Here is a 14,663-nt window from a genome sequence, read left to right as displayed (position 1 = left end):
TCAGTCTTCCGGCATTGGGCGGCCCTTGGTTTCCGGCAGGAACATCAATGCCACCAGGCCCAGGAGAAACACGCCGCTGAGGTAGCAGGCGGCATTGCGGAAGGCCACGAGTTCGGCGGCGGCCTTGGCAGCGTCCGTGGCACCCGCAGGCAGGGCGGCGACGGCCTTGGCGCCCAGACTGGCCTGCAATTGTCCCAGCGTCAGCGGCCCGCTGGCGGCGATGAAACGGCCGACGTTGTAGCAGAAGCTCACCCCGGTGCTGCGCAGGCGCGTGGGGAAGAGCTCTGGCAGATAAATGGCAAATCCGGCAAACAGGGCGAGCTGGCAGAAGCCCATGACGAAGCTCATCCAGATGTCGTCACGCGTGTTGAAGTTCTGGTAGAAGTAGATGGTGGAGACAAAGGCGGCGATGAAGGCGGTGGCGAAGACCGGCTTGCGGCCGAAGCGGTGCGCCCCCTTGCTGAAGGCGGTCATGCCGCAGAAGGCGCCGAGGTTCATCACGATGAGGTTCGCTGCCGCCCACCATTGCTTGCCTTTGGCGATCTCCTCAGGGCTGAGCTTTTCAGCGGCCAGGGCATTCGCGATGGCCGGAGCCACCAGCTTGTTGCTGAAGAAGCCGACACCCCAGAGTCCGACCACGGCGGCCACGCAGAGCAGCATGCCCAGCAGCGCGGAGCTGCGCCAGCGCTTCTCGCCAAACAGGCTCATGTAGGAGCCCATGGCCTTGCCACCGACTTCCTTGCTGGCAGCCTTGGCGGCGACCCACTTTTCCGGCTCCTTCAAACGCAGCATGATGAAGATGCAGAGGAAGGCGGGAACGGAGCCAATCCAGAAGAGATATTTCCATGAGACCATGGGATCGGTGCCGGCCAGCGCCATCGCGCACAGACCGGCGGTCACATTGCCCACGGCGGAGAGCGCCTGCAGCAGGCCCAGCGCCTTTGGCCGGGCAAACTCCGGAAGCGCATCCGCCACCAGAGCGACCGCCAGGCCAAACACCCCGCCCACACCCAGACCGGTGAGCGCACGATAAACCATGAACTGGGTCATGTCAGTCGCGAACGAGGACAGACCGGTGAACAGTGAGTAGATGAGCACTGTCAGCGCCAGCGTCTTGGCACGGCCGATGCGGTCGCCAATGGCGCCGAAAAACAGACCGCCGGTGGCCCAGCCTGCGACGAACACACTCATGGCCCAGCCGCTCATCTTGCCCTGCTCCAGGGCTGTCATGGTGGGAGCGAGGGCTTTGACCGCATTGTCACGCGCCAGGATGAAGAGCTGCTGATCCAGGCAGTCAAAGCACCAGGCAGCGGATGCGACAAAGAAAACAAACCAGTGGTAGGCGGAAAGCTGCTTGTACCAGGGGAGGTCGGGATTGTAGGTGGCAGTGGCAGGGGTGCTCATGAGAAGCGCGGATGTTGAATGACGTGGACGAGGATGACAATCCCGAAATCACAGGAATCATGCCGCAGCAGGGATGACGGTTCTTTCATCTATCTCAGCCATGGCGCGGAACTTTAATGAGGCCGGAGTATCAGGCAGGTACGTTGTGCATGAAGATGCCTGAACAAGCGCATTGAATTTTGACCATTGGCCTTTAAACAATCGCATGCGCAGAAACGCCGCACTTCTCCTACCAGTGATCCTTGCCTGCATCGTCGTGGCCTGCGCCACCTATGACGGCTCACGCGTGGCGCGCTGGGAGTCACGGTATCATGATGCCGCCCTCGGGCCGGTGACGCCGGACCAGCTCCTGGCCGAGGCGCACATCAAGCTCGACATCATTCCCGCCGGCACGGTGGGCCGCCGCTACTACCGGCCCATGCACCCGCGCTACATCACCATTCACAGCACGCAGAACTACACCGGAAACGCCTACCAGCACGCCCTGGCGCTGAAGCGGGGCGCCCTGCGCGCGCCGAAGCGGCGGGGAGGAAACCGCATCGGCTTTCTCACCTGGCACTTCACCGTGCAGGATGACGTGGCCATCCAGCACCTGCCCTGCCGCGAGCAGGGGGAGCACGCCGACTTCGACGGTCCGGGCAACAACTACAGCATCGGCATTGAAATGTGCGAGCACCAGGGCAACGACCTCGCTCTCACGATTGATCGTACCGCGCGGCTCGCGGCGTATCTGATGCGTGCGTATGATATTCCCCTGGATCATGTGGTGCCGCATTATCACTGGCCGCGTGTTGGCGTCAGCCCCCTGCACAAGGACTGCCCGCATTTTCTGCTGGAGCATGGCCGGCCCGGCCAGACCTGGCGCTGGTTTCAGGGCCGCGTGCAGTTTCATTACAACCGCATGCTGCCAGGACCAGCCACGCCGCTGGGGTGATGAGTCATGAAAACGGCTCTGCTCCAGTTTGCGTGTGCGCTTGCCGCGGCTTCCGCCTGCTTTGGGCAGAGCGCGGCTGTCTGGCCGGAAAAACCGGCGCCCAGCATTAGCAAGAAGGTCGCGATCCTGGAGGACAAGCGCATCAAGGAGAGCTCCGGCCTGGCATTGAGCGGGCGTGATCCCTCCATCTTCTGGACCGTGAACGATTCCGGCGGTGAGCCCTGCATCTTTGCCATTGATCGCAGTGGCAAAACCCGTGCCAAGGTACGCCTGCGTGACGCGGCTAATTTTGACTGGGAGGACATCGCCTCCGGCAAGGATGAAAAGGGAGCTCCAATGCTCTTCATCGGTGACATCGGCGACAATCTTTTTATCCGCACCTCGATTCAGGTCTATCAAATCCCCGAGCCCGGAGTGAATGCGCCGGGCAAGGCCGTGGAGGAGACGGAGACCGGCGCGCCGCAGCTCTGGCGTGCCAATTATCCTGACGGCAGCCACAATGCAGAGAGCCTGCTGGTGCATCCGCTGACCCGGCGCCTGTACATCCTGACCAAGAGCGAGGACGGCAGGAGCGCCCTGTATGCCTTTCCCCAGCCGCTGCAGCCAAACGTGAGCATGGTGCTGGAAAAGGTGACGAACCTGACCTTCCCCACGCTGATCCGCGTGGGCAAACGCCCGCATGACAACTGCATGACCACGGCCGCCTGCTTTGCCCCGGATGGCTCCCGCATGGTGGTGGCCACCTACAGCAGCCTGTACGAATGGCTGCTGCCGCCGGACACATCCCTCGCTGCGGCCCTGAAGCGGGCGCCGGTGCGCATTGAGCCCGAACTGCTGAGGCAGACGGAGGCCGTCTGTTATGACAGTGACAGCCGCACGCTCTGGCTCACCAGCGAGCACCTGCCCACGCCGCTGCTGCAGGTGACCCGCTGACCGGCGTTTATTTCACCCACTCAAAGAAGCCCATGGCTTCGAGCTCGCCGTGCAGGCGGTCCTTCTGCGCGGGAGTGAGCGTGGAGTTGGGCAGGCGGGCCGGACCCACATCGACTCCGAGCATCGCCATCACAGCCTTCGCCGCACCAACGTAACCGTAGCGCACAAGAGTGCTGATGATCTGCACGCCGCGAAACTGCTCCTGACGAGCGGCGGTGAAATCATTCTGCGCAAATGCGGCGAGCAGGCGCAGGTAAATGGGGGCGGCAAAGTTGAAGCCGCTGCCGACCGCGCCCCTGGCGCCCATCGCCAGTGCGCCGAGCATGTGCTCATCGCAGCCGAAGGGGACATCCCATGCGCCGCCATCGGCACGCAGGCAGTACTGATAGGCCATGAGATCGGGATTGGTGAATTTAACGCCGGCGAGACTGGGGATGCGTTTGCCGGCCTGCTGCAGGAAGTCCGGCACGGAGAGATTCACGCCGGTCATGGACGGGATGTCGTAGTAATAGAAAGGCGTCTCCGGAGCTGCTGCGGCGATCTGCGCCATGGTCTCCACCAGCACCTCGACGTTTTTGGGCTTGAAGTACATCGGTGCGAGCGCCGCGATGGCGGCCGCGCCTAGATCCTCGGCCTGCTCCGCCAGCGCCCTGGCATCCGCGACACAGTTTGCCCCCACGTGCACCACCACACGCATGGCGGTGCCTCTGGTGGCGGCCATCCAGCCTTTGGCCAGGAGGTGGCGCTCTTCATAGGTGAGGGAGTGGCTCTCTCCGGTGCTCCCGCCGATGAAAACCGTGTTCACTCCCTTGGTCAGCAGGAACTCCATCTGCTTGTCCACGCCTTTGAGATTGAGCGAGCCATCGGCATGAAAGGGCGTGTGAGTGGCCGTGACGAGACTGTGCAGGCGGCGGGAGTCGGGCAGGTTCATCATGATGGGGCAAACGTGCGGGAGGCCAGATTCTCTGCAACATGATTCATGGTGGTGAGTTTGTTTGTCCATGCGCACGTCATTTCTCTTTCTGGCACTGCTGCCCACGCTCCTGCATGCGGATGACTGGCCGCAGTGGCTCGGCCCGCAGCGGGATGCCGTGTGGCGTGAGCCTGGAATCGTGGACACATTTCCCGAAGGCGGCCCCAAAGTGCTGTGGCGGGTGAAAATCGGCGGTGGCTACACGGGGCCGGCGGTGGCGAACGGCAGGGTGTATCTGATGGACCGGCAGGTGGCTGACAAAAACAGCGTGCCGGGCAACGCCTTCGCACGGGGCGTCATTCCTGGCACCGAGCGTGTGCTGTGTCTGGATGCGAAGTCGGGCGCAGTCATCTGGGAGCACCGCTATGACTGCACCTACACCATGAGCTACTCCACCGGCCCGCGCTGCACGCCGCTGGTGAGCGAGGGCAAAGTGTGGACGCTGGGCGCGGAAGGAAACCTGCTCTGCCTGGATGCTGCCAGTGGCAAGGTCCGCTGGGCACATGATTTCAAATCCGAATTCGGCGCCAAGACTCCGATGTGGGGCTTCGCCGGCCATCCGTTGCTGGATGGCCAGCGCCTCATCTGTCTCTGCGGCGGGCCGGGCAGCGTCGCGGTTGCCTTTGACAAGGACAGCGGCAAAGAAATCTGGCGCGCACTCGATGCGCGCGAGCCTGGCTATGGCGCGCCGACGATGATCGAGGCCGGCGGCACGAAGCAGCTCATCCTCTGGCATCCGCAGGCGGTGAACTCGCTGGACCCTGCCACCGGCAAAGTCTTCTGGTCCTATCCCTGGGACGTGCGCTTTGGCCTCACGGTCGCCACGCCGCGGCAGTCGGGTGATCTGCTTTTCTTCAGCTCCTTTTACACCAGTTCGAAATGCTTCAAGCTGGATGCCACCAAGCCAGAAGCCACACTGCTGTGGGAGGGCAAAAGCTTCAGTGAGAAGAACACGGACACCTTGCACAGCCTCATCAGCACGCCTTTCATTGAAGACGGTCACATCTACGGCGTGTGCAGCTACGGCCAGCTCCGCTGCCTGAAGCTGGAAACCGGCGAGCGCGTATGGGAAACCATGGCCGCCACCACCGGCGGCCCGCTTGTCCGCTGGGCAAACGCCTTCATCATCAAGCACGAAAACCGCTTCTTCCTCGCCAACGAACAAGGCGACCTCATCATCGCCCGGCTCTCACCCAAAGGTTACGAGGAAATCAGCCGCGCCAAGCTGCTGAAACCCACCACCACCGACCCACGCCGTGCGGTGGTGTGGTCGCACCCGGCTTTCGCCGACAAGTGTGTCTTCATGCGCAATGACGAGGAGATTGTGTGTGCGTCGCTGGGGAAGTGATTCCGATCATTCTGCATTCGACATTCGTCATTTCACTTCACATCCCCTTCGGCATCCAGGTCTCCATCTTGCTCACCTCTGCCTTCGCGGCCGAACTGACGGGAATGCCCCAGGCCTCAAAGAAGGGGGCGAGGTTTTTGTTGGTGATCTTGGAATAGCGGATGAGGAACTGGTCGCGGCGTTCGTCATCGCCTTTCGGTGCCGGACCGAATTTGGGATCGTCAAAGCTGTAGAGGTACTTGCGCCAGCTCTCCCAGCCGAACTCCTGGATGAGCTGGATGTAGGTGGTCAGCGCGGTGAACGGCTCGCTCTTCCACACCTGCCACTTGTTGGAGGCCTTCTTGATCTTTTGGGTATGCTCTTTGCGGGCGTCTTCGGATATGGCACCATGACCGATGAGCCAGTCCTTTTTCAAGACGGCCTCATAGCAGTACATGCCGATGACGTTGTTGGTCACTTCTCCTGTGCCGTCAAAGGTGAAGTCACCGCGTTGATGGTTGTGGCCGATCTCATGGTAAAAGCCCCAGCCGGGGAATTTCAGTTTGCCAAAGGTCGTCATCTCCGGCGCTGCGCTGGTGGGGATCATGATGGGGTAGCCGCTGTGCATGTAGCCGGCGCTGATCTGCACGTCCGCCACGATGCGCTCGGGCCGCGTGCGTTCAGCGGCTTGATTGGTGATGTCGTCCTGCGCCTCCACGACCTTCTTCCAGAACTCCATGAGCTGGGTGGGATTGGTGATGGCACGTGCCACCTCGGTGGGGCAGCTTAGGATGAGCTTGTCGCAGGCCAGCTCCGCCCAGGGGGCGGGGCGTTTCTTGATTTCATTCCATTTGGCGTCGTCATCCTGGCCGAGGACGAAGAGGGGCGCGGGCACGGCGTTTTGGATCACAGCGGTGAAGGGTTCGTCAGCCTTGGCGCGTCCCGGAACCTCAATGTAAATGAGACCGCCAAAGGCGCTGGCCGTTTTCGTGGTGGCGGTGCCCAGGGAGACGCTGCGGGTGATGTCTGGCGCGCGTTCCCATTTGTCGAGATGGTACAAGGTGTCGCTGTGGCAGCCGATGCGCACGGCATAGCCTTTGTCCGCGAGTTTTTCCGGCAGGGTGACGGTGATGGTGTCTCCTGCAGCCGCATAGAGGCCGGTGCTCGTCCAGCCGGGAGTGCTCGGAGTCACTTTCACTTCTCCTGAGACCCTTGGCGCGTCCGAGGGCACCTTGCCGGGGAAAGTCTCATGCGCGGGATGTGCGGCCACGCCTTCACCAGCGGCAAGCCGCAGCACGCGTGTCTCCATGCCCAGACGCAGACGCTGAGCCGCATGCTTTTCGGCGGTCAGCGGTGCCTTCTCAGTCGGCACGGCGGCATCCGCACCGGCATTGCCCAGAGCAGCGATCACCGCGGCTTTCAAATTGCTGCGGTCAGGGGGCTGCGCCGCCATGGCGATCTGGATGGCATTCGTGCCCTGCTTCATCTGCTCCGCTGTCAGCGCGGGGCCGCCGTCGCGCTGCTTTTTGATGGCGCTGATGGCTTCCGAGGCGTTCATCATCTGCGGCAGTTCGGTGCGTGCCTCAAAGCTTCGCAGTTGGTCAAAGGCGCTCATGTCGGTAATGGCGATTCCTGCGGGCATCAGGGCCTGATTGAGTCCGTGGGAAACCGCCAGGTCCTTGCCCCCGCTGGTCTGGCTGAAGGCCCAGCCCGTCATGCCGCCGATGAATCCACCGCCACCTTTGACATACTCCGCCACCGCCGCGCCTTCTTCGGCGCTGATGATGCCCTGCATGTTCACAATGACGACGTCGTACTCTTTGAGGCTTTTTTTATCGACGGTGTTAAACGTCTCCGCCTTGATGCCGTTCAGCTTGTTCACTCCTTTGACGCCCACGCGTGGCTTCTCCTTGTTGCCCGCCCACTTCACGCAGTTGTCGATCAGCTTCGCGTGATCCCCGCCCTCATTGCCTGCGAGATAGCTGTTATGCCCAAAGAGGATGATGCGCCCTTTGCCGTAGCCCGCCGCCGCTGCCACGGCGATCTCCACACCGTCCTTGTCGGGTGCTGAGAGAATCGGGAACGCAATGTTGCCCCAAATTCCAATGGGTCCTGGTGCACCCGCTTTAGGCACCGATTTGACGCCTTCGAGAATTTTGGTGCGCTCCGCAGTGACGAGCGCCTGAGGCATCTGGGCGTGCAGGACTCCCGCGAAAGCGAGGAGGACGAGGGTGGTGGCTGATTTCATGGTTGGGTTGGGAAATGGGGCCTATCGGTAAATCACCACCAGGAACACCAGCGCATCGCCCTTGCCGGTGTTGACGATGGCGTGGGGGACGTCGGCGCGGTAGGTGCCGGAGTCTCCTTTGGCGAGCTCTTCGCTGTTCTGGTCGGACTCGATGCGGACGCTGCCTTCCTCCACGGTGAGGAATTCACGCGTGCCTTCAAAGTGGGGCTGGCTGCGGAGGGTGCCGCCGGGGCGCAGGGTCATTTCGTAGAATTCCACGTCCTTCTCCAGGTTGATGGGGGAGAGGGTGCGGATCTCGCACTGCTTGTCGCTGCGATAGACTTGGGCGCGGTCATTGGCGCGGATGACCTGGATTTTGGAGGCACTGGCCTCGGCGCTTTCGATGAGCTCCTGCAAGGTCAGGCCAAAGGCGCGGGCGATTCGGAAGGTGACGGTGAGAGTGGGGTTGGCCTTTTCGCGCTCGATTTCGCTGAGCATGGAGCGGCTGACGCCGCTGGTGGTGGACAGCTCTTCAAGGGACCAGCCGCGGTCGCTGCGGAGTTTTTTGACCCGTTTGCCCAGATTCTCATTGATGGCCTCGGGGCTGGACTCGACAGGGGGAGAGGCGGATTTGGGTTTGGCGGGCATGAGTGCCGATATAACGGATAATTGTCCTGTAAATTAGAAAAAATGTCGCATGTTCACATCATGATGCGTTGATATGAGGTTGACCCTTCCATCTCAGACGCTAGTTTCCGCCATGCCTGCACGCCCCAATGTCCGCCCTGAACTCGAAGCCGCCATGCGCCAGCGAATCCTGGTGATCGACGGGGCCATGGGGACGACCATTCGCGGCTATGGGCTGAAGGAGGCGGATGCGCGGGGCCAGCGCTTTCTGGCCAATGAGAAGGATCTGCTGAACAACGGCGACATCCTTTCCCTGACCCGGCCTGATGTCATTGAGGACATCCACCGCCGGTTCCTGGAAGCCGGGGCGGACATCATTGAGACGAACACTTTCAGCGGCACCAGCATCGCGCAGGCGGAGTTTTTCAAGGAGGTGCCGGCGGGGCAGCGGAAGGATCCGGCGTTTTTCCAGACGGTCTTGGAGGACAAGTTCCTCAATGACCTGGCCTGGGAGATCAATTTTGAGTCCGCGCAGCAATGCCGCAAATGGGCGGACATCGTGGGCGAAAAGACCGGGCGGAAACGTTACGTGGCCGGGGCCATCGGGCCGCTGACGGTTTCGCTGTCGCAGTTCCCGGACCTCTCCGACCTGAGCTTCCGCTATGTGACCTTTGACCAGGTGAAGGAGGCGTACAAGCACCAGGTGCGGGCGCTGATTGCCGGCGGGGTGGACACGCTGCTGGTGGAGACGATTTTCGACTCGCTCAATGCCAAGACGGCCCTGGTGGCCATCCGTGAAGTGTTTGAGGAGGACAAGGTGGAGCTGCCGGTGCAGATCAGCGCAGCCGTCGGCCCGGGCGGCGAGACGATGATTTCGGGGCAGGTGACGGAGGCTTATCTGAATGCCATGCGGCATGTGAAGCCGCTGTCCATCGGGCTGAACTGCTCGCTCGGGCCGGACAAGATGCGTCCCTTCCTGGAGGAGCTTTCCTCGAAGGCGGACTGCTTTGTCTCTGCGTATCCGAATGCCGGCATGCCGAACCCGCTGGCACCCACGGGCTTTGACCTGCTGCCGCCGGACATGGCGGAGTTTGCCAAGGATTTCGGGGGCAGCGGATTCGTGAACATCATGGGTGGCTGCTGCGGCAACACGCCGGAGCACATTGCCGCGATCGCGAAGGCGGTGGAGAATCTGCCGCCGCGCCAGGTGCCGGAAGATCCGCACACCATGCGCCTCAGCGGCTCGCAGCCGTTTGTGCTGAAGAATTCCACACCGGAGGAGCGGCCTCCCTATCTGATGATCGGCGAGCGCACGAACGTGGCGGGCTCGCCGAAGTTTGCCAAGCTCATCAAGGAGGGCAAGCTGGAGGAAGGCGTGGCCATCGCCCGCCAGCAGGTGGAGAGCGGCGCCAATGTGATCGACGTCTGCATGGACGAAGGCCTGATCGACGGCGTGCCCACGATGACGAAGTTTCTCATCCTGCTGCAGACGGAGCCGGAAGTGAACAAGGTGCCGATCATGGTGGACTCCTCCAAATGGGAGATCATTGAGGCCGGCCTGAAGTGCCTGCAGGGCAAGGGCATCGTGAACTCCATCTCGCTCAAGGAAGGCGAGGACAAGTTCCGGGAATACGCCCGCAAGATCAAGCAGTACGGCGCTGCCACCGTGGTGATGGCCTTTGACGAGCAGGGCCAGGCCGCGACCTATGCCGACAAGATCCGGATCTGCGAACGTGCCTACCGCATCCTGGTGGATGAAGTGGGCTTTCCGCCGGAGGACATCATCTTTGACCCGAACATCCTGACGGTGGCCACGGGCATCGAAGAGCACAACAACTACGCGCTCGACTTCATCAATGCCACGCGCTGGATCAAGGAAAACCTGCCGCATGCCAAGGTGAGCGGTGGCGTGAGCAATGTGAGCTTCAGCTTCCGCGGCAACAACAAGGTGCGCGAGGCCATGCACAGCGTGTTTCTCTACCACGCCATCAAGGCGGGCATGGACATGGGCATCGTGAATGCGGGCATGCTGGAAGTGTACGAGGAGATCCCCAAGGAAATGCTGGAGAAGGTGGAGGACGTGATCCTCAACCGTCGTCCCGACGCCACGGAGATCCTGGTCGATTACGCCGAGCAGTTCAAAGGCCAGGCCGGCGGCGCGAAGAAGGCGGAGATCGACATGAGCTGGCGTCAGGCCCCTGTGGAGAAACGCCTGGAGCATGCGCTGCTCAAAGGCATCACCGACTTCATCAACGAGGACACCGCCGAGGTCTTCGCCAAGCTGGGCAAGCCGCTCTCTGTCATCGAAGGCCCCCTGATGGACGGCATGAGCGTGGTGGGCGACCTGTTTGGCGCCGGAAAAATGTTCCTGCCGCAGGTGGTGAAAAGCGCGCGCGTGATGAAGCAGAGCGTGGCGTACCTGCAGCCCTTCATGGAAGCCGAAAAGGCCGCGAACCCGAACCAGCGCAGCGCCGGCAAGGTGGTGCTCGCCACCGTGAAGGGGGACGTGCATGACATCGGCAAGAACATCGTGGGCATCGTGCTGGCCTGCAACGGCTTCGAGGTCACGGACATGGGCGTCATGGTGCCCTGCGACAAGATTTTGGAAAAGGCCCTGGAAGTCGGCGCGGATGTGATAGGCCTCAGCGGTCTGATCACCCCATCGCTGGATGAGATGGCGCATGTGGCCAGCGAGATGGAGCGGCGCGGCTTCAAGCAGCCGCTGCTCATTGGCGGCGCCACCACCAGCCCTGCGCATACAGCCATCAAGATCGCGCCGAAGTACAGCGGCAGCGTTGTGCATGTGCTGGACGCCTCCCGCAGCGTGCCGGTGACGACGGCCCTGCTCAGCCAGGAGCAGAACGAGGCGTTCGTGAAGCAGAACGAAGAGCGCCATGCCCGCCTGCGCGAGGAGTATGGAAAAAAGAAGGACCGGGCGCTGCTGAGCATCGCCGAATCCCGCGAGAAAGGATTCAAGTGCGACTGGGCCACGCAGGAGATCGCCACGCCGACGTTCCTGGGCACGAAGGTGTATGAAGGACCGGAGCTTGTGGTCACGCTGCGGGACTTCATTGACTGGTCGCCGTTCTTCCACTCCTGGGAGCTGCGGGGCCGCTGGATCGCCGCGGATCAGCGCTTCTCCTCCGCGCATGAGGATGTGGAGATGAAGGCCAAGGCTGAGCAGGAAGGGCTGAAGCTGTATAAAGACGCGAACGACCTGCTGGACCGCGTCATCGCAGAAAGCCGTTTTACCCCGCGTGGCATCATCGGCTTCTTCCCGGCGAATGCCGTGGGCGATGACATCGAGGTGTATGCGGACGAATCACGCGGCGCGGTGAAGACGGTCTTCCACACGCTGCGCCAGCAGGTGATCAAGAAGGACACGCCAAACTACGCACTGAGCGACTACATCGCGCCGAAGGACAGCGGACGTGCCGACTACATCGGCGGCTTCACCGTCGGCATCCACGGTGCGGATGAGTTCGCCAAAGTGTTTGAGGCGGCGCACGATCCCTTCAGCGCGATCATTGCCAAGGCGGTGGCGGACCGTCTGGCGGAAGCTTTTGCGGAGTATCTGCACCAGCAGGCGCGTTTTGCCTGGGGCTATGAGAAACCGGGAGACCTGGGCAAGGAGGAGCTCATCAAGGAGAAGTACCGCGGCATCCGCCCCGCGCCGGGTTACCCCGCGCAGCCGGACCACACGGAGAAACCGATTCTCTTCACGCTGCTCGACTCGGCGGCCAAGACTGGCGTGGAGCTGACGGAAAGCATGGCCATGCATCCGGGCAGCGCGGTCAGCGGGCTGTACTTCTCGCATCCAGAGTCGCATTATTTTGGGATCAGCGTCCTCGGACGCGACCAGGTGGAGGACTATGCCAGGCGCAAAGGCATGACGATCGAGGAAGCGGAGAAGTGGCTTGGGCCGTGGCTGGGGTATTGAACCCGTCTTTCTGCCTCAGCGGAACCAGCTGCGGATGCGGTCAAAGAGGCCGCGGCCTTGATGGTGGTGCTGCACCTGGGGAGGAGGAGCTCTGTAGCCTTGATGCTCTGCGCAGAAGTTTTGGGGCACCAGATCGTAGGGCAGGGACTCTTCATAGGCGGTTCCGGCCTGTGCACAGCCGTCCGTGGCGAGCTGGCTGGTGACGCGGCAGAGGGAGACGCGTGAAAGCGGCAGAGAGGCCTTGGGGACTTCGGCTTTGTAGCCGAGGGCGACGGCTTTCTTCATCACATCGGCCCAGATGGGAAGCGCCAGCGTGCCGCCGTAGCCGCCTTCGACAATGGTCTGAGGTTTGTCCAGCCCCACCCAGATGCCGCAGCTCACGCGGTCGGTGTAGCCGGCGAACCAGGCGTCCTTGTAGTCATTGGTGGTGCCGGTTTTGCCACCACCGGGTTCTTTGAAGCCGTATTCATGGCGCAATGAGGCGGCGGTGCCGCGCTCCAGCACCTGGGAGAGGATGTTGCGCATGAGGAAGGCCACGCTGGGGGTCATGACCTCGGACTCGAGCACGGGCGTCTGGTAGATGATGTTGCCGGCCTTGTCGATGATGCGGTCGATGAGGAAGGGACGGCGGCGCAGGCCTTGATTGGGAAAGACGCTGATGGCGCTGGTGAGCTGGCGCGGATTGCCGCCGATGTTGCCGATGAAGATCTGCGGGGTGCGTTCGGCGGGCTTGTTGAAGCCGGCATTGGTCAGCAGCTCGATCACCCGGTCCAGACCGGCGTAGTTGCCAAGTCGGAGGGTCATGGTGTTGCGGCTTTTCACGATGCCGTCCGTCAGCGTGGTGGGGCCGAGGAATTTGCCGTCGGAGTTCTGCGGACTCCAGTTCGGATCAGCGCCTTCGATTTCACCGGGCTGGATCGGCGCGTCATTGATGAGCGTGCCGGGCATGAAGCCGGAGGCGATGCCGGCGGCATACACGAAAGGCTTCACGGTGGAACCGATCTGCCGCTCTCCCTGCGTGGCGCGGTTGTACTTGCTGTGGCGGTAGTCGCGCCCGCCCACCAGGGCCAGGATGCCGCCGGTGTTGTTGTCCTGCATCATCAGGGCCGCCTGCAGGTAGGGGGTGGAGGCCACCTCCTGCGCGCCGTCCCACGTTTTGTCGAAGTCCGCTTTCTTCGGATGGGCGTAGCCATGCTGCTTTTCGATGGCGGCCAGGCGCTTTTCCACGGCGGCTTCGGCGGCGTCCTGCAGATCCTTGTTCAGCGTGGTGAAGACCTGCAGCCCGCCGTCTTCGATCTCCTGCTGCTCCAGAATCAAATCCAGATCACGCCGCACGGTGTCGAGGGCGTAGCCGCCCTGGCTTTGGAAGATCGGCTGCGCGTGCAGGGCGATGTCTGCATAGCGTGCGGCGATTTCCTCCTCCGGGGTGATGACTTTCGTCTCCAGCATGCGCTTGAGCACGGTGTCGCGCTCCTTGATGGCGCCTTCGTAGTTGCGGAACGGCGAGAAGCGTGCCGGACTGCGGATGATGCCGGCGATCATGGCCGCCTCGCTCAGGGTGAGCTGGCTGGCGTGCTTGCCAAAGTAAACCTGACTGGCGCGCTGCACTCCGTAGATGCCGGGGCCGTAGAAGATGCGGTTCACGTAGTGCTCGATGATCTGGTCCTTGGTGCAGGCCTTTTCAATGCGGCGCGCCAGCATCATCTCCACCAGCTTGCGGTGGATGCTGCGGTCATCCAGGTCCGGGAAGCTGTTGCGCGCGAGCTGCATGGTCAGCGTGCTGGCGCCCTGCACCACGCGCATGTCCTTGAGATTGCGCAGCATGGCGCGCAGCACGCCGACGTAGTCCACGCCGCTGTGCTTGTAGAAACGGGAGTCCTCACGTGCCAGCAGCGCCTTCACAAACCAGGGCGAAACCTCGCTGAGCGGCACGATGATGCGGTTCTCCCCGTGCATGCGGCCGAGGACTTCGCCCTTGTAGTCCATGACGATGGTGCGCTCTGGCATCTGCCCGAGCTTGGTGAGGTCATAGGCTTTGGCCAGGTGGCTGTAGATGCCGATGACCACCGCCGCCGTGAGAGTGCAAAGCAGGGAGCCGCCCATGAGGAAGATGACGAAGAGCCGCTTGAAAGACTGCCAGCGCGACAAGGAGGGTTTTGTCGGCTTGCGCTCTTCAGGGGTCTTTTTTTTCATGCGTGCAGGGAACCTGGGTCGCTGTTTTCAGGGAAAGATCAAGCTTCAGACGATGAACTCGGTGTGAACTTCGATTTCACATTTCATTGGGTCGCGGTCCCTCCC

The 14,663-nt window shown here is 62.1% G+C and carries 9 protein-coding genes; 4 read left to right on the top strand and 5 right to left on the bottom strand.

Annotated features, from left to right (window positions below):
• Positions 1-1,404, bottom strand: a complete 1,404-nt coding sequence (locus ACILSQ_RS22590) for an MFS transporter (RefSeq protein ID WP_395745936.1) — start codon at positions 1,402-1,404, stop codon at positions 1-3.
• A gap of 205 nt (positions 1,405-1,609) precedes the next feature.
• Between ACILSQ_RS22590 and ACILSQ_RS22585 the strand changes: the two genes are divergently transcribed.
• Entirely contained in the window at positions 1,610-2,338 is a 729-nt protein-coding gene (locus ACILSQ_RS22585) for an N-acetylmuramoyl-L-alanine amidase family protein (protein ID WP_395745935.1), read from the top strand.
• A gap of 6 nt (positions 2,339-2,344) precedes the next feature.
• Positions 2,345-3,271 (top strand): hypothetical protein, encoded by a 927-nt coding sequence (locus ACILSQ_RS22580; protein ID WP_395745934.1) that lies wholly within the window; start codon positions 2,345-2,347, stop codon positions 3,269-3,271.
• Positions 3,272-3,278: 7 nt separating this feature from the next.
• Here ACILSQ_RS22580 and ACILSQ_RS22575 read toward each other — a convergent pair whose 3' ends face one another.
• The gene (locus tag ACILSQ_RS22575) at positions 3,279-4,205 is read right to left on the bottom strand and encodes a dihydrodipicolinate synthase family protein (RefSeq protein WP_395745933.1); all 927 of its coding nucleotides are present in this window, start codon (positions 4,203-4,205) and stop codon (positions 3,279-3,281) included.
• A gap of 67 nt (positions 4,206-4,272) precedes the next feature.
• On the opposite strand from ACILSQ_RS22575, the gene ACILSQ_RS22570 reads away from it, so the two are divergent.
• Positions 4,273-5,592 carry a PQQ-binding-like beta-propeller repeat protein gene (locus tag ACILSQ_RS22570; RefSeq protein ID WP_395745932.1) on the top strand — a complete coding sequence of 440 codons (1,320 nt, stop codon included), beginning with the start codon at positions 4,273-4,275 and terminating at the stop codon, positions 5,590-5,592.
• Positions 5,593-5,629: 37 nt separating this feature from the next.
• Here ACILSQ_RS22570 and ACILSQ_RS22565 read toward each other — a convergent pair whose 3' ends face one another.
• A complete protein-coding gene (locus tag ACILSQ_RS22565) occupies positions 5,630-7,819 on the bottom strand; it encodes a M60 family metallopeptidase (RefSeq protein ID WP_395745931.1) in 2,190 nt (729 codons plus the stop codon).
• 21 nt (positions 7,820-7,840) lie between these two features.
• On the bottom strand, positions 7,841-8,446 hold the full coding sequence (locus ACILSQ_RS22560; protein WP_395745930.1) for a helix-turn-helix domain-containing protein: 606 nt from the start codon (positions 8,444-8,446) through the stop codon (positions 7,841-7,843).
• A 112-nt stretch (positions 8,447-8,558) separates the two neighbouring features.
• On the opposite strand from ACILSQ_RS22560, the gene metH reads away from it, so the two are divergent.
• Entirely contained in the window at positions 8,559-12,365 is a 3,807-nt protein-coding gene (gene metH / locus ACILSQ_RS22555; RefSeq protein WP_395745929.1) for a methionine synthase, read from the top strand.
• Between the two features lie 15 nt (positions 12,366-12,380).
• Here metH and ACILSQ_RS22550 read toward each other — a convergent pair whose 3' ends face one another.
• Entirely contained in the window at positions 12,381-14,558 is a 2,178-nt protein-coding gene (locus ACILSQ_RS22550; RefSeq protein WP_395745928.1) for a transglycosylase domain-containing protein, read from the bottom strand.
• Positions 14,559-14,663 lie beyond the last annotated feature (105 nt).

Origin of the sequence: Prosthecobacter sp. (assembly GCF_044227185.1) — a bacterium.
GTDB lineage: Bacteria > Verrucomicrobiota > Verrucomicrobiia > Verrucomicrobiales > Verrucomicrobiaceae > Prosthecobacter.
Note: the sequence above shows the minus strand (reverse complement) of the source record. Positions and strands in the feature narration are given on the sequence as shown.

What these genes read in the sequence shown, in the direction of transcription:
- metH (WP_395745929.1), top strand. Translation starts at nt 8,559, where the DNA reads ATGCCTGCACGCCCCAATGTCCGCCCTGAACTCGAAGCCGCCATGCGC.
- ACILSQ_RS22575 (WP_395745933.1), bottom strand. Translation starts at nt 4,205, where the DNA reads ATGATGAACCTGCCCGACTCCCGCCGCCTGCACAGTCTCGTCACGGCC.
- ACILSQ_RS22585 (WP_395745935.1), top strand. Translation starts at nt 1,610, where the DNA reads ATGCGCAGAAACGCCGCACTTCTCCTACCAGTGATCCTTGCCTGCATC.
- ACILSQ_RS22590 (WP_395745936.1), bottom strand. Translation starts at nt 1,404, where the DNA reads ATGAGCACCCCTGCCACTGCCACCTACAATCCCGACCTCCCCTGGTAC.
- ACILSQ_RS22560 (WP_395745930.1), bottom strand. Translation starts at nt 8,446, where the DNA reads ATGCCCGCCAAACCCAAATCCGCCTCTCCCCCTGTCGAGTCCAGCCCC.
- ACILSQ_RS22570 (WP_395745932.1), top strand. Translation starts at nt 4,273, where the DNA reads ATGCGCACGTCATTTCTCTTTCTGGCACTGCTGCCCACGCTCCTGCAT.
- ACILSQ_RS22565 (WP_395745931.1), bottom strand. Translation starts at nt 7,819, where the DNA reads ATGAAATCAGCCACCACCCTCGTCCTCCTCGCTTTCGCGGGAGTCCTG.
- ACILSQ_RS22580 (WP_395745934.1), top strand. Translation starts at nt 2,345, where the DNA reads ATGAAAACGGCTCTGCTCCAGTTTGCGTGTGCGCTTGCCGCGGCTTCC.
- ACILSQ_RS22550 (WP_395745928.1), bottom strand. Translation starts at nt 14,558, where the DNA reads ATGAAAAAAAAGACCCCTGAAGAGCGCAAGCCGACAAAACCCTCCTTG.